The 23,778-nt window shown below is 49.9% G+C and carries 22 protein-coding genes; 13 read left to right on the top strand and 9 right to left on the bottom strand.

Features of this window, described 5'->3' with window-relative positions; genetic code table 11:
* Positions 1 to 123 precede the first annotated feature (123 nt).
* Together HMPREF9412_RS11535 and HMPREF9412_RS11530 are read left to right on the top strand one after the other, a co-directional pair.
* Complete coding sequence (locus tag HMPREF9412_RS11535) at positions 124 to 2,037, top strand: sensor histidine kinase (protein ID WP_009591669.1); 1,914 nt, start codon at positions 124 to 126, stop codon at positions 2,035 to 2,037.
* A gap of 153 nt (positions 2,038 to 2,190) precedes the next feature.
* On the top strand, positions 2,191 to 4,080 hold the full coding sequence (locus HMPREF9412_RS11530; protein ID WP_175320762.1) for a sensor histidine kinase: 1,890 nt from the start codon (positions 2,191 to 2,193) through the stop codon (positions 4,078 to 4,080).
* 91 nt (positions 4,081 to 4,171) lie between these two features.
* Here HMPREF9412_RS11530 and HMPREF9412_RS11525 read toward each other — a convergent pair whose 3' ends face one another.
* A complete protein-coding gene (locus tag HMPREF9412_RS11525; protein WP_009591587.1) occupies positions 4,172 to 4,411 on the bottom strand; it encodes an NHLP leader peptide family RiPP precursor in 240 nt (79 codons plus the stop codon).
* A 26-nt stretch (positions 4,412 to 4,437) separates the two neighbouring features.
* Complete coding sequence (locus HMPREF9412_RS11520; protein WP_009591577.1) at positions 4,438 to 5,436, bottom strand: hypothetical protein; 999 nt, start codon at positions 5,434 to 5,436, stop codon at positions 4,438 to 4,440.
* Positions 5,437 to 5,672: 236 nt separating this feature from the next.
* Here HMPREF9412_RS11520 and HMPREF9412_RS11515 point away from each other — a divergent pair, with 236 nt between their 5' ends.
* On the top strand, positions 5,673 to 6,350 hold the full coding sequence (locus HMPREF9412_RS11515) for a general stress protein (protein ID WP_009591703.1): 678 nt from the start codon (positions 5,673 to 5,675) through the stop codon (positions 6,348 to 6,350).
* 103 nt (positions 6,351 to 6,453) lie between these two features.
* Positions 6,454 to 6,735, top strand: coding sequence for a hypothetical protein (locus tag HMPREF9412_RS32880; RefSeq protein ID WP_175320761.1), 282 nt, complete (start codon positions 6,454 to 6,456; stop codon positions 6,733 to 6,735).
* A 287-nt stretch (positions 6,736 to 7,022) separates the two neighbouring features.
* Here HMPREF9412_RS32880 and HMPREF9412_RS11505 read toward each other — a convergent pair whose 3' ends face one another.
* Positions 7,023 to 8,132, bottom strand: a complete 1,110-nt coding sequence (locus HMPREF9412_RS11505; RefSeq protein ID WP_009591747.1) for a GNAT family N-acetyltransferase — start codon at positions 8,130 to 8,132, stop codon at positions 7,023 to 7,025.
* A 211-nt stretch (positions 8,133 to 8,343) separates the two neighbouring features.
* On the opposite strand from HMPREF9412_RS11505, the gene HMPREF9412_RS11500 reads away from it, so the two are divergent.
* The 3 genes from HMPREF9412_RS11500 to HMPREF9412_RS11490 all read left to right on the top strand — a co-directional run bounded on the left by HMPREF9412_RS11500 (position 8,344) and on the right by HMPREF9412_RS11490 (position 11,568).
* Positions 8,344 to 9,792 carry a potassium/proton antiporter gene (locus HMPREF9412_RS11500; protein ID WP_036671949.1) on the top strand — a complete coding sequence of 483 codons (1,449 nt, stop codon included), beginning with the start codon at positions 8,344 to 8,346 and terminating at the stop codon, positions 9,790 to 9,792.
* A gap of 204 nt (positions 9,793 to 9,996) precedes the next feature.
* A complete protein-coding gene (locus HMPREF9412_RS11495; protein ID WP_009591755.1) occupies positions 9,997 to 10,467 on the top strand; it encodes a Dps family protein in 471 nt (156 codons plus the stop codon).
* 195 nt (positions 10,468 to 10,662) lie between these two features.
* Positions 10,663 to 11,568 (top strand): EcsC family protein, encoded by a 906-nt coding sequence (locus HMPREF9412_RS11490; RefSeq protein ID WP_009591699.1) that lies wholly within the window; start codon positions 10,663 to 10,665, stop codon positions 11,566 to 11,568.
* A 112-nt stretch (positions 11,569 to 11,680) separates the two neighbouring features.
* On the opposite strand, the gene queF is transcribed toward HMPREF9412_RS11490, so the two are convergent.
* The 6 genes from queF to HMPREF9412_RS11460 form a co-directional block, all read right to left on the bottom strand.
* Positions 11,681 to 12,178, bottom strand: a complete 498-nt coding sequence (gene queF, locus HMPREF9412_RS11485; protein WP_009591586.1) for a preQ(1) synthase — start codon at positions 12,176 to 12,178, stop codon at positions 11,681 to 11,683.
* Between the two features lie 68 nt (positions 12,179 to 12,246).
* Positions 12,247 to 13,041 carry a 7-carboxy-7-deazaguanine synthase QueE gene (queE, locus tag HMPREF9412_RS11480; protein WP_009591611.1) on the bottom strand — a complete coding sequence of 265 codons (795 nt, stop codon included), beginning with the start codon at positions 13,039 to 13,041 and terminating at the stop codon, positions 12,247 to 12,249.
* Positions 13,034 to 13,525, bottom strand: a complete 492-nt coding sequence (gene queD / locus HMPREF9412_RS11475) for a 6-carboxytetrahydropterin synthase QueD (protein WP_009591644.1) — start codon at positions 13,523 to 13,525, stop codon at positions 13,034 to 13,036. The genes queE and queD overlap by 8 nt, the downstream gene beginning before the upstream one ends.
* Entirely contained in the window at positions 13,522 to 14,199 is a 678-nt protein-coding gene (gene queC / locus HMPREF9412_RS11470) for a 7-cyano-7-deazaguanine synthase QueC (RefSeq protein WP_009591701.1), read from the bottom strand. The genes queD and queC overlap by 4 nt, the downstream gene beginning before the upstream one ends.
* A gap of 278 nt (positions 14,200 to 14,477) precedes the next feature.
* Positions 14,478 to 15,182 carry an AIM24 family protein gene (locus tag HMPREF9412_RS11465; RefSeq protein ID WP_009591651.1) on the bottom strand — a complete coding sequence of 235 codons (705 nt, stop codon included), beginning with the start codon at positions 15,180 to 15,182 and terminating at the stop codon, positions 14,478 to 14,480.
* Positions 15,183 to 15,236: 54 nt separating this feature from the next.
* Positions 15,237 to 15,689: a cell division protein ZapB gene (locus tag HMPREF9412_RS11460; protein WP_009591693.1), complete on the bottom strand. Its 453-nt coding sequence runs from the start codon at positions 15,687 to 15,689 to the stop codon at positions 15,237 to 15,239.
* Positions 15,690 to 15,910: 221 nt separating this feature from the next.
* Between HMPREF9412_RS11460 and HMPREF9412_RS32875 the strand changes: the two genes are divergently transcribed.
* The 6 genes from HMPREF9412_RS32875 to HMPREF9412_RS11435 all read left to right on the top strand — a co-directional run bounded on the left by HMPREF9412_RS32875 (position 15,911) and on the right by HMPREF9412_RS11435 (position 23,729).
* Positions 15,911 to 16,069 (top strand): hypothetical protein, encoded by a 159-nt coding sequence (locus HMPREF9412_RS32875; RefSeq protein ID WP_009591751.1) that lies wholly within the window; start codon positions 15,911 to 15,913, stop codon positions 16,067 to 16,069.
* A 259-nt stretch (positions 16,070 to 16,328) separates the two neighbouring features.
* Positions 16,329 to 17,063, top strand: coding sequence for a hypothetical protein (locus tag HMPREF9412_RS11455; RefSeq protein ID WP_009591628.1), 735 nt, complete (start codon positions 16,329 to 16,331; stop codon positions 17,061 to 17,063).
* Positions 17,064 to 17,248: 185 nt separating this feature from the next.
* Positions 17,249 to 17,980 (top strand): hypothetical protein, encoded by a 732-nt coding sequence (locus HMPREF9412_RS11450; protein WP_009591746.1) that lies wholly within the window; start codon positions 17,249 to 17,251, stop codon positions 17,978 to 17,980.
* A 114-nt stretch (positions 17,981 to 18,094) separates the two neighbouring features.
* Positions 18,095 to 18,493 carry a helix-turn-helix transcriptional regulator gene (locus HMPREF9412_RS11445; RefSeq protein ID WP_009591580.1) on the top strand — a complete coding sequence of 133 codons (399 nt, stop codon included), beginning with the start codon at positions 18,095 to 18,097 and terminating at the stop codon, positions 18,491 to 18,493.
* 325 nt (positions 18,494 to 18,818) lie between these two features.
* On the top strand, positions 18,819 to 20,018 hold the full coding sequence (locus tag HMPREF9412_RS11440; protein WP_009591705.1) for an S-layer homology domain-containing protein: 1,200 nt from the start codon (positions 18,819 to 18,821) through the stop codon (positions 20,016 to 20,018).
* Between the two features lie 942 nt (positions 20,019 to 20,960).
* On the top strand, positions 20,961 to 23,729 hold the full coding sequence (locus HMPREF9412_RS11435; RefSeq protein WP_254664033.1) for a DUF5704 domain-containing protein: 2,769 nt from the start codon (positions 20,961 to 20,963) through the stop codon (positions 23,727 to 23,729).
* Positions 23,730 to 23,778 lie beyond the last annotated feature (49 nt).

Raw genomic sequence — 23,778 nt, 5'->3', positions numbered from 1 at the left:
ACAAACGATACCTGGCATTTCATGTTATATTGATTGTAAATGAACACGAAGTTTGTCGAATCGGCAAAGGATGGAGAAGAATACGGATTTATATTGACAATAACGGTTAGAGGTGCTGACTAGATGAAGGATATGCCCAAATCCATATTCCTGCTTCTGCTGGTCGTGCCGCTGCTGCTGATTATATCGATTATATCACCGGGACAATCGGATGCTGAGCGTGCTCATACCGTGATACCTGATTGGCAGTTTATGTGGGATAACGAACAACAGGAGGTTGTTTCGCCAGCCGGCATTCGGAATTCAAGCGGTTGGCTGACAGGGACACCAGAGAACAAAGAACCCCCAAAGTCAGATGGGGTATCTTCAGCATGGAATCGTTTTACCCTGCCTGACCTTCCTTGGAAACAATCGGCCATTATGATTGACCGGATCAAGGGGCAGGATGTTCTGGCTTTCTTGAACGACGAACCGGTGTATGAAGCCAAGCGGGACTATATGTATACGAATCATTCGCTGCTGCTTCCTTTTCATCCTGATGATGCCGGCAAAACCGTTTATATATGGACAAACGGTTCTAGCGATATGACGTTAGGCATCGATAGCGAGATCATGCTCGGCGAGTATGATGATCTGCGTAGAGGTTTTATCAAGAAGGATCTGGAGGATTTTATATTAGGCAGCTCCTTTTTGTTTATTGCGGTGGTCATGTTCTTCTGCTGCTTGTTCCTTCCGAAGCATACGGTATCCAGCTGGCTGTCCCTGAGCGTGATCATTCTGGCAAGCGGAGCCTTGCTAATTACGTACTCGCCGTTCCTGTACACCTTTTATGGCGAACTCGGCAGTGTATGGGTCTCGGTATTTGATATTTCGCTTTTCACCGTTTTGCCGGCGCTGTATTTCTATTTCGAGAAAATCTACGGACCCGGTCCCTACCGGCTCATTCGCTACGGCCGAAGAATTCAGATGGCCTACTCCGGGATCTGCCTGGTCTTCCTTGCGGTACATGTTCTGAGCCATCATTCGTTTTATGATATGTACTATTTCTTCTCCGTGAAGATTCTCGGCGTCCTGATTATCCTGCAGATGGTGCTGCTGATCGGTACCACGATTCTGTACGCTGCCAAGCGTAACAAGGACGCTTATATTTTTACAGCCGGCTTCGGCATGATGGCGATAGCGACGCTCGGAGATATGCTGGCCTTCTATTACCATGACGGGCATTATGAGCTCTTTCTGTGGAAATGGGGCGTTATCGGCCTGATCGTCTCCCTGATCATATTGCTGGGCCGTAAATTCGCCCGAAGCCATGAGCAAGTGCTGCAATATTCCCGGGAGCTGGAGATGTTTAATCACGAACTTCAGCGATCGGAGAAAATGGAGATCATCAGCGAACTCGCCGCTTCGGTTGCGCACGAGGTTCGAAATCCGCTGCAAGTGACGCGCGGCTTCATGCAGCTTCTGTCCGAGAACTCCAAGCAGACGGAAAAGGAGTATTTTGGCTTGGCGCTGAAAGAACTGGACCGGGCTTCCGGGATCATCACGGATTTCCTCACGTTTGCCAAGCCTGAATTGGAGCATGAGATCAGGCTGAACGTGTATGAGGAGCTGAAGCATGTGAAAGGCATTCTGCTGCCGCTTGCGAATCTGAGCGGGGGCACGATCGAACTGGATGACGCCAAGGAATTATACATCACCGGCAATTCATCCAAACTGAAGCAAGCGATGATTAATATCGTCAAGAACAGCATCGAGGCACTGGATGGAGAAGGGACTATTCGTATCTGGGCCTATGCCGAATCTGATGAAGTCGTGATTCACATCCAAGATGACGGCATTGGAATAGAAGCTGGGGATCTGGAGAGGCTGGGCGAGGCGTATTTCTCGAATAAGTCGAAAGGGACGGGGCTTGGCCTGATGGTCACCTTCCGGATCATCGAAGCGATGCGAGGAACCATTCATTTTATCAGTGAAAAAGGAAGCGGTACCGAGGCGATCATTCGCTTTCCGTCCGTTCCTGATTCAGTGGAAGTTTAGATTTCCAATCAAGAGAGATGCCGCGTGCATCTCTCTTTGTTATATCAATAATAGAAAATTTTATCATTTTTCCGAAAATTAGAAGGTGGAAGGTTTTGTCGCAGCGAATAACACAGTAAGAGAATCACCCATTATAATGTTTGAGGTGCGTCCATGAGGTCTGGATGGAGAATCGCTGTGTTCCTGATCATCGTTATAGCTTTTAGCCAGGGGTTACCCGGGCTTGTCTTTGCCACCGAAGAAACGGCAGCTCGGGCAGCGATTAAGGAGTGGAGAATCCTTTGGTCCGAAACCCGTGGGGTACCGGACAGCGTACCGGCCCACAGGGATGACTGGCTGGTAACTTCGACCGGAGCTTCGACGCCTTCCAAGCCGCATGCCAAGGCATCCGCATGGATTCAAATGAAGATTCCCGAAATATCATCGGCATCCCCCGGCATTTTAATTGACAAGCTGCACGGACAGCAGGTTGCGGTATATGCGGACCATGAGAAGATTTACGAATCTACCCGTACGTACAATTATGAGCTGAACTACATTTTGCTTCCCCTTCACCAGGACTTACTCGGGAAGGATCTGTACATCTGGCTGGAAACCGCGCGAGATCATGTGACGATGGAAGGGAAAATACTGGTCGGCAACTATCATGATCTGTTGAACCAGTTCGTGAAGTCGAATCTGGTGGATATCATCCTCGGGAGCGCCTTTATTTTTATTGCATTGGTGATGCTGATCTGCGCCGTGTTCCTGAACAGAAAATATTTGATTACCGTCCTGTCATTATCGTTTATTATTTTATCCGTTGGCGTACTGGTATTTACATACTCCCCGTTTCTTTATACGATTTTTGATGAATATGGAAATTTATATACTCAGTTATATGACATTTCATTATTTATTTTACTTCCTTCGTTCAGTCTCTTTTTTGAAAAAATCTTCGGTCCCGGCTGGAGGGGCGTACTGCGCAAACTTCGGAAGTTCCAGGTATTCTATTCGCTCTTTTGCGGCCTGTTCCTGATCTTCAATCAATGGGCCTCTAATCAATGGTTCGACCTGTATTATTTCTTCTCCGTTCAGGTCCTGGGTTTTGGCATGATTGTTCAATTCGTACTGCTGGTCGGCAGCTCGATGTACTATGCCGTTAAGGGAAATAAGGACGCCGTTATTTTCAACGCTGGCTTTGCGGTGTTTGCCATTGTGGGTTTGGGCGAGCTGCTGCAGTTTTTCCTGACCCGGGGCAGCTACAATCTGTTCCTCTGGAAATGGGGCATCGTCAGCTTCATCATTGCGCTGATCGTTATTCTCGGACGGCATTTTGCCAAAAATCACGAACAGATGCTTCAATACTCCAAAGAGCTTGAGATGTTCAACAATGAGCTGCAGCGTTCGGAGAAGATGGAGATCATCAGTGAGCTTGCGGCATCGGTCGCGCATGAGGTTCGCAACCCGCTGCAAGTGACGCGGGGATTCCTGCAGCTCCTCACCGGAAAAGCCCAGTCCACCGAACGGGAGTATCTGGATCTGGCCTTGGTAGAGCTGGACCGTGCCTCGGGCATCATTACGGATTTTTTAACCTTTGCCAAACCGGAATTCGGCAAAGACACGGTGCTGAGGATATCCGAGGAGTTCAAGCATATCGAAGGCATACTCGGCCCGCTTGCCCATCTGCAAGGAGGCAGAATTACCGTCGATATTCCGGAGGATATTACGATTCGGGGCAATTCCTCGAAATTCAAGCAGGCCTTTATTAACATCGTAAAGAACAGCATTGAGGCGCTGGGCGACGATGGGCTGGTTCATATCCGCTGCTACCGACAGCAAGGCCAGGTGTTTATTCATGTGGTGGATAATGGCGAGGGGATGGGACCGGAGGTGCTGGCACGTCTGGGAGAGCCCTATTTCTCGAACAAAACGAAGGGGACGGGCCTTGGCTTGATGGTGACCTTCCGAATTATAGAAGCCATGGACGGGGACATTTATTTTACGAGCAAAATAGGAGTGGGGACCGATGCCGTCATTACGCTTCCCGCGGCTTGCGAATGATTCGCTAAGCTGCGGGAGCGATGACGGTTACCGTCCCCACTCTTTTTACCTATTCATCTATTTATGAAATGTCCAGGCTGTTATGTAGTCTTTACCAGATGGCTCTTTCCTTGGCTTCCGATTTGATCACGCTAGTCGGATTCGGAGGGATGACCAGATACAGCTCGCCCGGATTCTCTTCAAGCGTTCGAATCTCGATGTGGTCGGGAATCCGTACACCAAGAACTTCCTTGATCGCGGACTTTGGATCGCTGAGCAGTTTTGCCTTAAAGCTAGGATCCTCCCAGGCTTTTTGAATCAATTGTGTTTGAAAGATGGCTTCTGTCGTCATAAGAATCACCCTTTCAAATAAATTGGTTATTTTTTACTCTTAAAGAATACCATGGAACAAATATAAAATCTATTATTTTTGTTTAGAATAGACAAATGGTAATTTAACCCGCCAAAAGACAAGGTTTTTTTGCTGTTTTCGATATGATTCGCTTCGTTCTGAAGTTCATCCACCATCGTTTGATGGAAGGAAATCAGATGCGGAGCCTCTATATCTACCGATAAGAGATGGGCATGGGTGACAGCAGCAATTTCTGCATAAGGCTTCAGCATGTTGTTGATAAAGATGGCTTCCTGTACTTCGGATATCGTTAGAACAGCGTCCTGCGGTTGTCCCCGTTCCGATTTAATGAGGGAGAGCAGGCAGTTGTAGCTGCCATCCGCAAGATCCTGCTTCCAATCGGTCCAATCGTCCATCATCTGCAAGGTAAGCAGCACATGATTCATCACGTCGTTCGTTCGTGAAATAAGGTCTGCTTGATCCGATAGAAGCAGTGCGGCAGTGCTTCCCAGCTTTACGGGAGCCGCTTTTTTGGCAACCATGGTCCTGTCGTGCTTAAAGTAATCCTCCCGGTTTTCATGGATGACGCCTTCCGACCATTCGTGCGTATAGTGTTTGAAATAATACCAGAATTCTGAATTTGCCGGGAAGTAAGGTTGATAGGATGTGAGAAATTCGTAATACAGCAGGTTGGCAAGCGCGAGATGGTGTTTCGGATCGATGGAGGACTGGCCGTCATGAGGCGAGTCCATGATGTCGTCTTGAATGAAGTAGTATAACATGCCGATAATGTTAGCGGTGGAGAGATCACGGTATATCTCGGCGGGAAGTGCGGTCCGTTCTTTCATCCAGAAGGGAAGCAGATAGCAGATGTAATTTTTGGAACTGTCCTGCTCGAAGACGTCAAACTTTCTGAGGTATGAAAGACCGATTTGGTTCAGGGGAGCAGGGAATTCGGACAGCCTTGCTTCGCAGGCCGAGAAAGCGGCGGCAAGATCGTCCTCGAAAGGCTTGAACCAGTTCATGGAATCACCAACCTATTCAATTTTTAAGGCACACGTGCTTACTTGCTATATTAACATGAATGTTCATGGAGTTATATATTACCAGTATCATTCCATGGCGATATGTGGAAGTTTCGGCTCTGCGACGGGTTTCTTTACAAGCGGTCATTTCGGTTTCCTTGTTTGATTATGGCGGCTGGCGTTTAATTTAGGGATGTACAGCGATAACCGAAAATGACCAAATAGGAGGAATTCATATGACTCAGAAAATTGTAGGAGCTTTTCGGACGGAGCAGGAAGCAACCCGAGCTATTGAGGAACTAAAGCAGCAAGGATTCAGAGCCGATGAAATCTCTGTCATTGCCAAGGATCGCGGCGAATCTTCCCATATTCAGGACGAGACCGGAACCAAAGCGCCCGAGGGATTGGCCTCCGGAGCGGCTACCGGCGGCGTGCTGGGAGGCGTCACCGGATTGCTCGCAGGTCTCGGCGCATTGGCCATTCCGGGCATTGGTCCGATCATTGCCGCTGGGCCGATCGCGGCAACGCTGACGGGCGCCGCCGTGGGTGCCGGTGCAGGCGGGTTGGTAGGAGGCCTGATCGGCCTTGGCATTCCGGAAGATCAAGCGGAGGAATATGGGGGCTACGTCGATGAAGGGCATATTCTGGTCATGGTGGATGCCGATGAGTCGAACGGTGGCCAGGTATATGATATATTCCGGAGCAACAGCGCGCTCAATGAACACCATTACCGTGAAGAAGGTACCTACAGCGGTACAGGAGCACCGGTAGATTCGCGTTCTGAAGCGGCTGCCGCCACCGAGGATGCCGTGCCGGACCCTAACCTGTATCAAGGCTATGGCGATGGCAACGGCGGCGCCGTGAGTCCTAACATTGTTAGCCCGGATCGTGAAGAAACCACGAAGAGACGATAAGGGTTATTCTCATATGCATCATGAACGATGAACAAACCGCCCGGATTCTTCCGGGCGGTTTGTTTGCGGCGACAATCCGGCTTCACAGGGCTTGCTTGAAATCGTGTTTAACGCTTGTTGCGCTGCATTCTCGCACCCCTCGGCCCGTACCCGGGACCGCCGGGGCCGTGCCCATGTCCAGGACCGCCAGGTCCACCGGGGCCATGTCCAGGTCCGCCCGGATGCCACGGTCCTGGGCCATGTCCCGGATGCCAAGGACCGTGCCCATGCCCATGCCCATGTCCGGGAAATCCGGGATACCCCGGGTAATACGGAGGAAACGGATAGACCGGCGGATAAAACGGTGGATAGTATGGATAAGGATAGTAAGGGTATCCAGGGATGAGACCCGGGATACCGAGGCTTGTTTGGGATTGAAGCCCTCTTTTCGGTTGATGACTCAAGGCCTTGCACCTCTTTCTATCAGATCGGTTACCCCATCCTATGTGGAAGCGGAGAGGAAGGGCACTTATCCTGGGAAAATAGGCGGACGGCCACTCCTTGGGACGCGAGTATCGACTGGTTCTGCTTGGGATGAACAGGTTCCAGGTTACTCAATCTCAAGTGAAAGTAAAAAAGGCGCATATACCCCCCCTGCGTAGGGGAAGGATCAGATGCACCTTTAGTTCTTCATTATATATATTGAAGGCCGGTTGCGTAAGGGAGAGGGACAGGATCGAAGGTTACGCTCCCGTTAGCCCGATACGGGGATTCCGGATCGAACAGGATGGAAAGCAAACCTTCGTCATCCAGCTCCAACGTTTCATGGCTCAGGGTAAGACGGTACGGACCATGTTCGCCGTCGGCCTGGATCAACCCCTCGGGAAGCAGAGGAGCCAGCTGACGAAGCAGCTCTGGCCCGCTTACCAAATAAATGGTTCCCTCGTTGCGAATATACTCCGGCAGGATACCGACAGATTGGATTAAAGCGGCAAGCTCCTTATCCTGCCAAGGCAGCGGAACCGTAAGCTCTGAAAGGCTGAAGGACGCGATGGCATAGGCTATAACCAGTGCGGCCGCTTCAGGGCTTCCTCCCCACTCGACGAGGGTGGACTCCCTGGAAGGCGTCATCGTGTTTCCGGGTACGGCGATGATGGCAAAAGCGGTCAACGCCCCGCCTTCTTCGGCGACGAGCACCTGCTGCTTAAGACGGATCACGTTGGAGTATGCGCTTGCATCCAGCAGCTTGTTAAGCTCCGAAGCCGTTGCAACATATCCAGCCTCCCGTTGTTCCATCAGTCTTTGGATCTGGAACAGATCGTGCGGCTGCATGGCCCGGATGTTCACTTCTTTTCCCGTTGCAGCACGCAGCGGCTCCACAACGGCGGGAGATAGACGGAACCGGAGTGCCCGGCCGAATAAACGGCTGCCTGCCCGGGTATACAGGGATCTGCCGCCGGAAATAAGGATGAGGGATGCACCGGAGGACTCGCCATGCCGGATGCACTGTTCCAGGAGATTGCCCGCAAGCCGTTGTCCCCGGTAATCGGGGTCCGTGCAGACGGAGCCGATGGAGAAAATATTTAATCGGGCACCGCGAGTCTGGATGGTAAACGGCACGAATCCCATGAAAGACACCAGTTTGTCCTGATCCCAGGCACCGTAGGAATGGCTGATACCCGGCGAGAATATCGGAGGGAAGGATACCCCCATGGAAGGCTGTTCCGGCTGTTTAAGAAAAATACGGTCGGACAGCTCGACGGCTTGTTGCAGTTGATCGCTTTTCATCATAGAAATGTTCACTCGATTGACGCCTCCCCTATGTATGTCGCTTGTTATTACTAGTATAAAGTCATTGGGCACGGAATTTCCAGTAAACGTTTCCTAAGGCTTTTCGGAATTGTCCGGTTGGCGGAGTTAGCCAGCCCTGGATCGAAGCGTTTACGGTTTGGGCGTGTGCGAAAAGGCGGTGTTTTTCGGGTAATAATAAATGTACGAATCTGACGCCGGAGGGATGAGCTTGCCAAGTTTTGTTGATTCCATGATTTTGCTGTGCGGCGCCTTGCTTCTGACAGGCGTATTGACCACCAAGTTTTCTTCCCGTTTCGGCATGCCCGCTCTGGTGCTGTTTATCGCGATCGGGATGATTCTCAGCCGTTTCATTTATTACGATAATGCGGAGCTCACGCAGTTGGTCGGCATATTTGCACTGATCGTCATTTTGTTTCAGGGCGGAATGCAGACCGACTTCAAAGAAATCAAGCCGGTACTGAGTCCGGCCATTTCGCTTGCCACGATAGGCGTCCTGCTGACAACCGTTGTAATCGGACTATGCGCCTCATTTGTGCTTGATATTTCTTTAAAAGAAGGACTGTTAATCGGCGCTATCGTCGGCTCGACGGACGCGGCAGCCGTATTCTCGGTTCTTGGCGGAACGAATCTGAAGAAAAGGCTTCGAATGACGCTCGAGGCGGAATCCGGGAGCAATGACCCGATGGCGGTGTTTCTTACCGTGTCCTTGATCGAATGGATAGAACATCCGGACCTAAATTTGTTCGGGCTTATTTTTTCGTTTGTGATGGAGATGGGATTAGGGCTGGTGGTCGGCATTCTTGTCGGCATGCTGGCCGTGTATGTGATCAATCGCATCAACTTCGATTCTTCGGGGCTATACCCCGTGACTGCTTTAGGATTTGCCGTGCTGACGTATGCCGCCGCCGCATGGCTTGGAGCCAGCGGTTTGCTGGCCGTATACGTTATGGCCTTGCTGCTTGGCAATACCGAGCTGACGTACCGTAAGACGATTCAAGCATTCAATCAAGGTTTTGCGTGGATGATGCAGATCGTGATGTTTGTGCTGCTCGGGCTGCTTGTCTTCCCGAACGAGCTGTCGAAGGTCGTATGGCAAGGACTCCTGTTGTCCCTGATCCTCATCTTCATCGCCAGGCCGATCGGCGTGTTCAGCAGTCTGTTGTTCGCCAAATTTGCCGTCCGCGAGAAAATATTGATTTCATGGGCCGGCCTCCGTGGGGCCGTACCGATCGTATTGGCTACATATCCCGTACTGTCGGGAATCAGGCAGGGGGAATTGTTTTTTAATGTCGTGTTCTTTGTTGTATTGACTTCAGCGGTGATCCAGGGCACCACCATCTCTCCGCTCACGCAAAGGCTTGCGCTGGTGGAGAAAGATAAAGGAAAGGCCCCGTCCTTATTGGAGCTGATGGCTCTAGGAAAAACGGATTCCGAGATCAACCACGTGCTGGTGGATGAGGATATGCCCATCGTCGGCAAGGAGATTCAGCAGCTGAATCTGCCGGACGATATCCTCTTTACCGCCATTATTCGGAAGAAACGCATCATCACGCCGAGAGGAAACACCGTCATTGAGGCAGGGGACACGTTATACGTAATGAACCCGAAGCAAAAACGGAAGGAAATGAAAACGATTCTTGGGTTATCCTAGAAATTTCGGGCTGAAGCTATATGATGCCCATCACAGCAGACGGTCTTAAAAATAATTTAGGATAGGTATAAATCGGAGGTAATTTCTTCATCCTATCTTCATCCGAGAAGTTCCGATTTTCTTTGCAAAAGAGACAGGAATCTGTTATGATTAATTCAAGGAATTAGAATAAGTCTAAATACAATATCAAAGGAGACGATATAGATGAGTAACTTAACCCAACAAGCGCAAGGAACAACCGATGAACTTCAACAGATACTGAATACGCAGGTAGCCAACTGGAGTGTGCTTGGCGTGAAGCTGCACCATTATCATTGGTATGTGAAAGGCCCTCAGTTCTACGTGCTGCACGAGAAATTCGAGGAGCTGTACAACACGGCCGCCGGTTATGTGGATGAGCTGGCAGAGCGAATGCTGGCCATCGGCGGCAAACCGGCCGCCAGCATGGCTCAATATTTGAAGCTGACGACGCTGCAGGAGGTTTCGAATGAAAACACGGCCGAGCAGATGGTCGGACAGCTGGTTGCGGATTTCGAGAAAGTGGCCGGAGAGCTCAAGTCCGGTATCGAGGCAGCAAACCAAGAGGGCGACGATGCAACTGCTGATCTGTTGACCGGTATGGTGAGCGATGTGCAGAAGCATTCGTGGATGCTGAACGCATTTTTGGGCAAATAAAGTTCATATCCGTTGCTGCCGTTTCATGTCGGCTAACGAAAGCAAAGGGAGATCGGCCGGATCAGGGTCGATCTCTTTTTTTGTTTGCCTTGCGAATGCTGTTGTAAGATTCAATTTGAAATTTATTGCGCCTTTCTTCAATTTTACGCGTATAACCTTCATAGATCGTTTAATTCGGATAGAGGAGTAGTGAGGATGGCAGAGATGGAATCACGACAACAGCTGGAGTCGCAGCTTCAAGAGATTTTGAAATGGGAGAAGGAGCAGAAGGACGTCATGTTCTGGGAGAAGCTCGGAAGAATTCCCTTTATGCTGCTGGATCGCCTCACGCCCAAGGCTGTTCAAGAGAAAATCGGAAGCGCCTTGAACGAGGTCGGCGGATTTATTCAAAGCGGCGGGAAGCATCTGGTTCGCGAGAAGTCGGTCATGAACGTACTGGCTCAGACCGCTGGATTGGATGGTTCAGGCGCGGTGAACGACCCTTCCGCGAAATCCGGCGAGGCGGGGTCGGGCGGGGCTGGGAACGGAGAAGAGCAGGCGGTGGCTTCCGGACTTACGCTGGCAGCAGCCGCGAAATTGCCGCTCCAGGTCATGGATGCGGCAGCGGATACGCTGACGGTAAAGCGGGTCAAATTCGCGGCGGCCCAAGGGGCGGCAACGGGAATCGGAGGCGTATTTACGATAGCGGCCGATCTGCCCATGGTGCTCGGTCAATCGCTCAAGGTGCTCCAGGAGATGGCCCTTTGTTACGGGTATGATCCGAACGATCCCCGGGAGCGGGTGTTTATCGTGAAATGCCTGCAGTTTGCATCCGCCGACATCGTCGGAAAGAAAGCGGTGCTTGAGGAGCTTGCCAGTTTTGACGACGTCCAGGCGACGGAGCAGGTCTTCTCGCAGCTGCAGGGCTGGCGTGAAGTCGTCCAGTCGTATACCGATAACTTCGGGATGAAAAAGCTGTTTCAGCTGATTCCGATCGCCGGGATCGTATTCGGTTCGATCAGCAACAAAGGCACCATAAGCGATGTGGCCGAAGCCGGGAAAATGCTCTACAAGAAGCGGCGTGTTCATTACCGTCTTCGGAATATGGAATATCCGCTGTAATTCAAGGATGATATACGGATCGACACGACAAAAAGGGATGCCCGCCATGCGCGGACATCCCTTTTTCTTAATATCTCGGAAAATATCATGACGCAGCCATAAAGGTGGTTTCTTACCGATTATCCACCTTTTCGGGGTACAGGTCATGGTTCATCAGACGATTCGCGGCGATCTCCTCGTATTTGGTTCCTGGGCGACCGTAATTGCAGTACGGATCGATGGAAATGCCGCCGCGCGGGGTGAATTTGCCCCATACCTCGATATATCTCGGATCCATCAGCTTGATCAGGTCATTCATGATGATATTGACGCAATCCTCATGAAAGTCCCCGTGATTGCGGAAGCTGAACAGGTACAGCTTCAAGGACTTGCTCTCCACCATCTTGATATCCGGAATGTAACTGATGTAGATGGTTGCAAAGTCAGGCTGGCCTGTGATCGGGCATAAGCTTGTAAATTCGGGACAGTTGAATTTGACGAAATAGTCGCGGTAGGGATGCTTATTGTCAAAGCTCTCCAGAATGCCGGGATCATACTCGAACGTGTATTTCGTGCCTTGGTTGCCGAGCAGGGTAACGTCTTCCATTTCTTCTTTTTGTCTTCCAGCCATATATGATAACTCCTTCATTTATATTCATTCATGCTTCATCAGATCATTGGTAATTTCTTGATGCCGTGCTATACGCCGCGTTTATTCCCCCAGACGAGCGTGTGCAATTGCGGCAAGACGCGCACATCGTTTAACCGGTCGGATTGCATGACCGCATCAACAAGCGACTCGTACCGGTCCAGCAGATGGGAGACAAGCGAAGTCGTGTCCCCTGTGCCTACATCGGGATTACCGGTCTGCAAGTAAAATGGTACGTTCGGGTATCGTTCATGGACCGTTTCCGCGTAGGTTAAGTCCTTATCGTCAAAGACCACAACCTTCAGGCTGAAGGTTCTGCCGGGCGGACGGGCGGATAAACGCGAGACGATATCGTCGAGCTTGCCCCAGTCCGTATCCATGCCCGAGCTTGGCGGCTTGGGGGAAATGGTGACTTCATCGATATGATTCAGCCAGTCCTGCCAGCGTGAGCCTTGAGTCTCCACGGCAACGGTAATTCCGTACCGATGCAGCTCATCCACAAGCGCTCCAAGCTGGGGAAGAAGAGCGGGATTGCCGCCAGACAGGGTGACGTGATCGAAGCGTTCTCCGCCCAGCCGGTACAGCTCTTGCCAAATCTCATCAGCACTCAACAAAGAGATGGAGTCCTTTGCGGAACCATCCCACGTGAATGCGGAGTCGCACCAGGAACAGCGATAGTCGCAGCCCGCCGTCCGAACGAACATCGTCTTGCGGCCAACGACCATGCCTTCGCCTTGAACGGTAGGACCGAAAATCTCCATCACGGGAATCGGACGTTCCACCGTCATGGCAGGGGAGGAGCCCCCGTTTGAATCCGTAACAGGCGTTTCATGCACATTATTCATGGATCATCCACTCCCGTCTGACCTCAGCGTAGCTGGTCGGCGTCTCGAACAGGCGAACAAACTCCGTTCGCATGCCTTGTTGCTCGTAGGATTCTCTGCTGCGGAGGGCCTCCTCCATTTTCTCAAACAACCAGACCACCATGTTCTCTGCTGTCGTATTCATCGGAGGCAAGGTCTCGTTCAGGTAACGGTGATCCAGGTAAGGCTCGATACTCGTTTTCCAGCAATCCTTGATGTCTCCAAAATCCACGGTAATGCCGACCTCGTTTGGAGTTCCGCTGATACCAAAAACCACTTTATACGTGTGGCCATGCAGGTTTTTGCATTTTCCCTCATAGCAATGCAGGTGGTGCGCAGCATCGAAGGTAAACTCTTTGGAAACAAGCACCCGCTTCCGATGGTAACGCAGGCTTCCGGCATCGATGTCTTCGCCAAGCTTCTGCAGATGCTCTACAATGCGGAAAGCCCCGGGCTCGCGGCTCATACCAGGCGCCCCCTCTCGGAGATGCCGTTACGGCGCTGCATATACTTGTCGAGCCCCGCTTTTCTCAGCTTGCATGCAGGACATTCCCCGCAGCCGTCTCCCTTGATGCCGTTATAACAGGTTAACGTATGATCGCGAACATATTCGAGCGCATTCATCTGGTCGGCAAGCTCCCAGGTTTCGGATTTGTCGAGCCACATGAGCGGGGTATGAATGACGAACGGGTAATCCATGGCCAGGTTCAGCGTAACGTTGAGCGATTTGATGAAGCTGTCCCGACAGTCGGGATAACCGCTGAAATCCGTCTCACATACGCCCGTGATCAGATGCTTCGCTCCGACTCCCTTGGCCAGCACGGCGGCAAAGCTGAGGAACAGCAGGTTCCGGCCATCCACAAACGTTGTAGGCAAGCCGTCGCCTTCGGCGATCTCGATATCGCTGCGCGTTAATGCATTCGGTGCCAGCTGATTAAGCAGGCTCATATCAAGCACCGTCTGCTTCACGCCTTGCTCCTTGGCAATCTGTGCAGCGCATTCTATTTCAAGCTTATGGCGCTGGCCATAATCGAATGTTACGGTTTCCACTTCGGCGAAGCGTTCCTTCGCCCAGAACAGGCAGGTGGTGCTGTCTTGCCCCCCGCTGAAAACAACGACTGCTTTTTCATTTTTAAGCATAAAAAAACCTCTCATCCTTCATAATTTAAGAGCAGCCCCAGAGGGCCGATCCCGTAGAAGAAAGAGAAGTTCATTGAACTGAATCCGTAAAAAAACAAGCCTTATTCTTAGGGTGTAACACCGAATAAGACACGATAGTTTTTTATAGAGGGAGTTCACGAACCTCTCCCACGCACCGATAATAGGCGCATGGATTGTCTTCTGTTGTCCTTGTGACCGCGTGGAGAGCCGTGAACGGCATGCGGTCCGATTACGCCCTCCATTATAACACGGCCGGATTATTTGATAAACACTCCGCCGAAGGGAATTGCTTCCCGCAGGAATCGCTTGATGATGCCTTCGTCGTTTAAATCGTTCACGAGCCGCTGATTCTGGCGTCCCGCTTGAAACAGCACATAACCGTCGCCGGTCAGCTTCCAGTGATAGTTCATATGCTGGCTGGCCAGATGATTGCCGTATACGGTCAGATCCAGCTTAGCGGCTTCGGGGTAGGCGATGATGCTTCCGGCGTCCACATACAGCGGCTCGGTAGGATGCAGCTTGACTTTGCATACCGGGCCTTGGGTCAGAATGCCGATGCTGCCATTCCCGGAAAACTTCATCTTAATGGCATCTCGCGTGACCAGCATGTTTTTGATTTTCAGTATTCTTGTCTGCATCGTAACAAACCGGGTATAAAAGAAAACATGACGAAAATCATAGAGCATGTCCTGTTCGCCTTCCAGCTGAATTTCATGCATGTTGAAGCCCGGGGGAAGCGCAGCCGTAAACTGGCTGGGTCCCGTAATGTCGGCACGGATCAGCTTTTTTTTGCGGTAGATGCCCTTCACGTTCATAAGTCGATCGCTGCGCCCGGAGGACGGTCCACGATAGGCAACGATCTGCTCGGGATGAAGGACATGCGCCGTGTCCCCCTCCGTCAAGGAGAACGTAACCGCTTGACCTGCTCCGCTGCCGGCCGCATCTTCCATTCGGATAATCATCGCCGCGCCTCCTTTTGCCTGGTTGAATGGGATGGATTTGGATAAGAGCTTGTCCTATCTCGAACGGTTCGTTCGGCGCATGCCGAATCGCAGGACGCGAATGATGACAAAGTATCCGGCAGCTAACGCCACGGCGGTGATCGCTACCGTTTTTAAGCGTTCCGCCCCGCGCTTTCGTGCGGCTTCAGCCTCCTGTAACTGGCTTACCATTTGGGTTAATTGCTGGTTCTGCTCTGCAAGATTGGAGTTCTGCTCCGCCAGGGTCAGATTTTGCTGCTGCAGCCGTTCGGAAGCGATCTTGGCTTTATCAAGCTCTTGCAAGGCTTGGTTATAGTTGCTCTTAAGCTGGTTTATTTCGTCGGGGAGTCCCGTGAACTGCTGGATATTATCGTACATATTGTTGAAATAATTGGCGCTGGCGGTCCGTCCTCCGGCCGGCAGCGCGATTCCTGCCACCAGCAGAATAAGAGAAAGTTGGATGAGCCTGGATTTTGACGGCTTAAACATGCGGGGTCACCACCATTCGATTATTTATAGTAAATACGAATCAGATTTCGACAGGTTTCTATTAATATATATTACCCACATTCGCATGGGAAGTGAATCCATTCGCAGCTAAGTTGTTTAACTTGCCAATGCGGCGGGTAATGTATTCAAGCAAGCGCATAGAGGCCATCCCATACGAAATGAACATAAAATGAACTAGCAGATAAAAGGAGATTGCGATTATGATGAAAGATAACAACGTGAAGAAAATTATGATAACGGTGAATGGAAAGCCCGTAGGCAACGGCTTATTAATCGATAAAGTCACGTACGCGCCCATTCAACGCACTGAAAGATTTATGGGAGATACGAAGTCCGCTTCGGCAGCGGTGATAGGTTAGTAGATCCCGTATATTCAAATAAGCAGCCTTTAAAACCCGGAGAACGCTCCGGGCTTTTTTGCGTTGGTTGGGTTAATCTATCGAAGTCGTTTTCATTCTGCTGCGGGATGGGAGTATCCTAAACAAACAGAAATTATCGTCTGAATATGACGTTTTATGGCAGAAACAGTTACAAAATAATACATTTATCCTTTATACTAGGTCGTAACATGAATCAGTATACATAAACCATAACAGGAGAAAAGGAGTTTTGAAGAAAATGGGCTTTTGCATTCATTGCGGTAAAGAATTAACGGATGGCGTCGCACATCAATGCGCTAACGACATCTCGGCGAATCCTCTGAAATATACGGCGGCAGCGGCGGAGCAGGAACATAGGCGTCACGATTCCGCATCGGCCGGAGGCTCTCATGCCAAAACTTCATCGGCCGTTCAAGTCGATGGTCAGGTGCTGCTGAATCTATTGAAAAATCCGATGAGTGCCCTGAATATGCGGGGGGATCAAACAGGCATGATCTACGGCCTGATCGGGATGGCATCCAGCATCCTCGGTTTCTGGTTGTTCGGCCTTGGAGTCAAGCGGATGTTCTATTCCGGACTGGGCATGATGTCCGCCTTGTTAAGCGATTTCGGGATGGGGAGCCGTTTTCTTCTGCTGGGATTGTTCTCAACCGTCATCCTGCTGGGTTCGTTCTGGCTTGCCGGGAACATGATGACCAAACAAAAGCTCGACATGAAGGAATACATAGCCAAAATGGGCTCGTTCCAGCTGCCGTTCGGAGCGGTGCTTATCGTTAGTGGACTGCTCAGCTTCTTGTTGGTAAAGCCGGCTTTCTTCCTCCTTGTATTTGCTCTAATGACCGGTTTGGCGGCAAACAGCGCCGCCGCAATCGAGTTGTACCGGATCGGCTCAACCCAGCTGGTCAAATTCATTGGGATCGCTTTAGGAATATATGTTGTGCTGCTTGCCGTGGTCAACACCATTTTATTGTAAAGGAACGGCATTTTGAAGGTAGCCGCAGATTTCCTTGTACGGGAACTGCCAGTAAAGCATATCCACGAAAGACCACAGCTCATAGGGCTGTGGTCTTTTTTTGTCGAAATTAGGATGGGAACATATGTTCCGTGACAGTAAGATGTCCCTCTCTATTGGTACATTATTAGAAGAAGAGGAAAGAGGTGGATGTATTGCAGTCAGGCTTGTATTCGGATTATACATGGAGCCACAGCCATGTGTTCGCTGGCGGCACTAGTCAAGTCTTTCTGCTGATCGAGTGGAGGGCTGGTGTCCAGAAGCAGAAAACGCAGTCCAAAGGCCTTCGTCGGCGCATAGCCGAAGAAGTCCAGCTGCACCTTCAATTAGGGGAAGGCGTTCAAGTGGAACAGATGTATGGCTGCCAAGGGGAGATTCTGAATGATCGCAACATCTCGTTGTCTTTAGGCTCTTTGTCCGAAGGAAGAACCAAGCGATTGGTTCTTGAGCTGAGTGTCGGTGCTCGTCAATCGGGGGTGTATCCCATCGTTACTGCCTTATGGACTTATATGGATGTTCTAAAGCAGAAGGTGGTTTTGCAGCCGTCCCGAACGATACCGCTTCAATTCAGCAATCATACGACGTTGAGATACCGAAAAGCAGATTACCGGGTAGAGAAAGTGCTGAAATTATACCAGAATGCTTTCATCCTGGAGCAGGCAAGAGAAGAACTGGAACAGGGGAATTTGACTCAAGGTGAAGATCTGATTCGTAGACAGGCAGATGAGATGCTTTTATACGCAACCCGATTTCGAGATCCGGAATATTTAAAGGAGGCCGAAGTCCTTTATAAACTTAGTGTTCTATATAAGAATACATATCAGCAGTTTTATTCTGAAAATGCGAACTGGAAAAGGGACTTTAGACTTAAGTCATAACCAGGAAACAAGAATCCCTATATAAAAAAGGAAAAATGATATCAGGGTCGAATGTACTATTTAGCAGTCAACAAAAATATGTCTAATTTACTAGAAAGATAGGGAGAATGCCATATGACAGACCGACTGATCCGACTAATGAGAATCATTACCCTTGTACAAGCAAGACCAGGAATACTTGCTCGGGAGCTTGCCGAACGCTGTGGAACCAGTGAAAGAACCATTTATCGGGATATGGATGCCCTCAGTGCCATGCATATCCCCATCACTCACCAAGGCCGCGGCCGCGGCTATACCTTCATTGGACATTTTGCAATGTACCCCCTTGGTTTAACGGAAGAGGAGGTACAGGCATTATTTAAACTGCTGAATGTAATGGACAAAATCAAGCCGATCCTGCCGGATGAATTTGAAAGCGCTTATGAAAAGGTGTTGGCTGCTGTATATAAGCAAAGCGCGGAGAAGGCTGAAATTCAGGCCGGGGACCGGGAAGAATCCTCAACCGGTTTATAACACTTCCACTACATGTAACAATTAAACCTCGAACGAATGGACACAAATTCATGTGACTATCGTCGAGGTTTTGTCATGTTTAGGGTGCATCTGCGGTCGTGAATAGAGATGATCAATCAACTAGTCAACTAGAATCAGGTTAGGAATATTATACCAAAATAGTGGATTATATGATAAAATAACTACAATTTCTCTCATCCATACAAAACTGTAAGTGTTGTGTAATTGTGAGAGTTGGCGGTAGATGTCCCTAAGCAAGGGCGTAGAAAGGAGATATGAAGCAATGACATAGGGTTTATCTATAACGATTTTCAGGAGGATATGCATGAAGAAGATCTTGATCAGTGTATTAACGATGCTAACTGTGATCATCGGAAGCTTGAATTCGGTCGTGGCGGAGGCGGCCCAAGACAATGCGGTCGGCAAAGCGGTGGAGTCTCGTGAGACCGCGGCTGTCCAGTTTACGGATATTCAGGGCCACTGGGCCCAGGCAGCTATTCAAGATGCGGTACAGCGAGGTTATGTGGATGGGTACCCGGATAGAAGATTCCTGCCTAACCAACAGGTATCCCGAGCGGAATTCATCAAAATGGCGGTGTCGGCCCTGGAGCTTGAGGCAGCTTCTACAAGTTCAGGTTCCTGGTATGCTCCTTACGTGACGGCGGCAGAATCGGCAGAGATCTATAAAGCCGGCGATTATGCCGACGGTAACCTGACTCAACGGATGACGCGTGAAGAGATGTCCAAACTGGCGGTAAAAGCACTGGGGTACAAAAATGTGGAGGATAAGCAGTGGATGTATCTTGCATCCAAGGATGGCATCATATCCGGGACCGCCCCGGGCGTAATATCACCAACGGGCGCTACCACAAGAGCTCAAGCGATTGCGGTCATTGAGCGACTGCTTCAGGTAAAAAGCGGCAAGGAGCTTCCCGTGGATAAATATGCAGTAGCTGCTGCTGAGGTGTATTGGCACAAGACGAATATTTTCTCGGTGGCACCGGAGATTTTTAATGGGCCGGATAACCATAACAAAAATGTAGGTATCGATTCATGGAAGTTGTCTAAGCTGCAATTCGGTGCACCGGATGGGTCTGTTGTTGCTCAGGTGGATGAATTAATAGCTATTGACTGGAACGATCCGAAAGATCCAAATCGCAAATTACTTCCAAGTAAAGATAAGATGGTGTGGGTTTTCGGAGCGAAATCCAATGTTTTTACAGATGACCTGCAGGCTTACGTTCTTATTTTGAAATCTCACTATGTAGTAAATAAGAAGCCTAAGTCCTACCCTTTTGATCGATTAAGTTTAAATATTTTGGGTTATAATGGCAAGCCCAATGGCTCCAATCTGAATATGCCGTATGCTATTGAATCGAAGGATTCCAAGAGACAAGTAAATGGTTTAGTTATTCCCAAAACGGGGTTTAGTACAAGGGGGAATTTGAATGTAATAGTAGAGACTATTACAGCTGGCGCACGAGTTTATCAAAGTACTCTTTCTAGATCGATTCTAATCAAATAAGGAGATTAGGATCAGATGAAAAAAAACTCGAAGTACCATTTTGTACTAATTAATTTCAGTTTAATAATTTTGCTATCTATCTTTATTCCAATTGGACAAGCAGTAAATGCAGCTAATGAAGTCACTAAAGACATTAGCTATGAATTTGTAGTCGATTCTAAAGACTATGATTATAGTGGTTATGTCTTCTCAGCAAAAAAAGAATTAGAAACTCAAAGAATTACTGTAAATGCACCGCCAGGAAAGATAATTAAGAAACTTGAATGGGTAAATAAAACCACTAATACACCAATAAGAGCAATAAACGGATTTACCTCTGGTTCAACGACTTGGTCAGGAAAGGATACTTTGAGTGGAACAAAATTAAACGTAAGATCTCAAGGGAATACAAATTATGGAGGAGTGTATTATTGGGATAGATGGTCTGTGAATGATGCTGGTAACGGTTATGGACAACTTTGGAAGGCTTCAAGTACAACTGGATTAATTATGGATAATACTGATCCGAGATGTAATGTGAATGTTGAGAAAGAAACAATTCAGGGACGTCAATTGCCTAAGTATCCAGGATGTACAGATCCAAAATTAGAAGCAAGGATCAATCGCACAGAAGCCTTTCTGATACTCGAGCCAGGTAACACCTTAAACGGTACATGGATTCGAAGTGGGGCAATATCGGATGAATTGAGGGCTTCTAATATAGAAATAGATTTTAGAACATTAATTCCAGATGTCCATGGTACGACTGGGAGAACGGATGCAAGTACTGTCGGAGGAGAGGTTGCCAAAGTAGAGAACAAGAATAGCGATCTAGACGTAATAATTATTAACTTCTCCCAGACTTTCAACAACGACACTTACAACCGATACTGGGCAAATCCAGGAGCCAAGCAGGTCTGGTACTTCTCCAAATTCTTTGTAGACTTTGATTCCTACACTTATATGTACAAAGACAAACTTCTCCGAGCCACATTTGCAGATGGAACATCAAGCCTGGAAATTACCGGTCCGACCTGTGTTCCACCGGGCGGTACCATTCAACTTACAGCGAAATTAACGAAGGTAGACGGAAGTACATACAATCTGCAAAGACACGATAAGTTGACTTGGCGAAGCTCGAATAACAGCATCATGTCCGTGAACGCTTCCGGTGTGGTTACAGCCGTGGCAACGACGGGGCAAGCGACGATTACGGCTCATTTTAAGGACACGGCCCAAGCCCTGGACGAAACCGACGATGCCATGATTCAGGTCGGGACAGGGTCATCTTGCGGAAATAACGGAGGAGGAGGAGGCGGTGGAGATGGAGGCTCAGGCGGTCCGCCCAACACATGCGGGATCCAAATCGGTGCTGCGAGAAAGGGAACTGTTACTTCGCACACGGTAATGGACCCCGTGGCAACGGGCGTTATTAATGCGGATAACCGGGATTCAGAAAAGTTTGACGTTCTGGACGGGATACCGACTTCGGAATCCCTGTACGTCAATGTGTTTGGTCTCAATTATTTGTACAAGAACCAATGGGCGAACATGACGGGGGAGATCACCTACACCGTTCCCGTCAAAAAAACATACCTTCTCACCTGGACGATTCCGGGAACGCCAAGCTCAGGACCGGATGATCCCGGCACGCCCGATGAACCTATGGAAGAAGAGGTTCCGGTAGAAGAACAGGTGACGATAACGAGGCCGTACTCCTACTGGCAAATCGATAACCTGGAGGTTTATAAGCTGTCCAAAACGACTGTCAGCAACTATGCTTTACCAGGCGGTTCGGTGAGCCTCACTCCAGCCGGTTACACACCTCCCGTTCTTACGTCCGATCACAGCACGAGTCTTGACGATCATGTGGAGCCTGCTTCATGCGAAGAAGTGGATTTAGGGACGGAAACCGTTCCAGGCGGTTCAAGCAGACCGGCGGTGCCGACAACCGATTTTATGTCCGCAGCCGAGTCGGCCGTGGGCCAAAACCAGGTAAGAAACGATAAAGTCCTATTTAACGGATCTACCGTCATGAGTGACAGCTGGGCACAGGGAACGGCGCCATCTCCAGGGATTATCCCTCCGGCCGCGACGATTCAAAGAGACGTATTGTACGGCAGAAACTATCTTATCAGCAGTACGCTGTTGAATAAAGCGAATACGGCGAGCACCGGTACGATTGATTACGAGCTCATCCCGGGCAACATTAATGGCGGGTCCCATCAATCGTTCCCGGTCAACGCCATAAACACCGTCACGGTCCACACCCCGGTCGTCAACTATTCTTCCGTAACGGATGATCAGGCCCACAACCAGAAGACGACCCCCAATCCGAATCGGTCTGCCTTCATCTTGGATCGGCCGTTTACGGTACGCATCCCTACCTCGGGCCAGCATCGGAACATTCAGGGATACGGAAACCGGGACTATGCGAAGTATGTAAGATCGAAGCAGGTTTATTTTCCGTTCGATGTGTACAGCAGCGACAAGCGCACTTTCTATCCAAAAGACACCTGGATCACGATCCCGACGGCACAGCTGGATACGGAGTTTTTTCTGCCGGTGTGGGTAGATGAAGGCGATTACCAGGTGTACTTCCGTACGATTGCGGAGAACGCGCCGCCCGACTATACGACGCAGCCCGATGCCAACACGAATTTATCCCACCATGTGGCTACGGATATAGAACCTGTGGAAGTGATCGGGCGCGTGTATGATTTTCATATCACGGATATTGCCGATTATAACTGGGAGACCGTCTTCCGCAAACAAAAAGGGAACGCGTCACCAAGCGGGGCGTCCTATTGGACAGGACTCCGCGGCATTGACGGCGAGGCCCGGGGGAACGCGCTGCCTTTTACGCTTCCCATCGCTCCGGGCAAGCATCCGGCACAGGGGTATAAGAATGCGGCCGTGAAGACAGGATACCACTTCAAATTCGATTTGAAGACTAAGGGCAATATGTTCGGGGCGCAGGACGGCATTTCGGTTACGCCGAGCTTTTATTTCGTGAATAAAGACGGCAGCGGACGTCAGCCTGTCGATCTGTATTACCACAGTGGAGACCGGAAGTTCATTCGCATCGGTTCCCCGCAGGATACAGAAAAGCGTTACGTCATTCTGAATGAAAGGCTGCGCAATGTACCCCAAGAGGAACTGCAGGATACCGCTTCGTATCTATACAACCACGGTGGGGCACCGGCGGGAATGTCCCCGGCGGCCTATGCGAAGCAGTATATGGAGAAGATCAGCAAGAGCAAGACCTGGGTAGGCCGGCTTGACTGGATGCTGCTGCCGTCCGGCATTCGAACATTGATCGGGCCAAAGTCGGGGCTGCCAACCTCCGTTGACGGAGAGCGGGCCAACGCCGCTGTTCAGCGCTGGTACGGTGAATACAGTCTTCCCGCCGACGTCTATGTAGTGAAGAAAGGAACGGATCTGGCGGCTTATGGGCGGAGTAACCGATTGGACGAGAAGTCCTCTGTATTTCTGAAGAAGGGGTATATCGTGGTCAATTTCAACATCGAGACGATCCGTGAGGGCAATACGGCCAAGCCCCATCTGCAATACATTCATGCACCGCTCATGAATCAGTGGCAGCTTGAAGGGTACAGTCGAACCTATACCGATCCTTATGGCAAGAGATTTACGCTGCTGGACGGGGATGTCGTATTTTACCATGCAGATCAATCCAGTAAAGGGGATTTCAAATCCCAGGTTCCCCATTAAAATCGTCATGAACCAGCCTCTCCCGTTCTCAGGGGGAGGCTGGTTTTTT

Source organism: Paenibacillus sp. HGF5 (assembly GCF_000204455.1).
Classification (GTDB): Bacteria; Bacillota; Bacilli; order Paenibacillales; family Paenibacillaceae; genus Paenibacillus_AQ; species Paenibacillus_AQ lautus_A.
The sequence above is the reverse complement of the archived record's forward strand: the minus strand, read 5'-3'. Positions and strand labels throughout refer to the sequence as shown.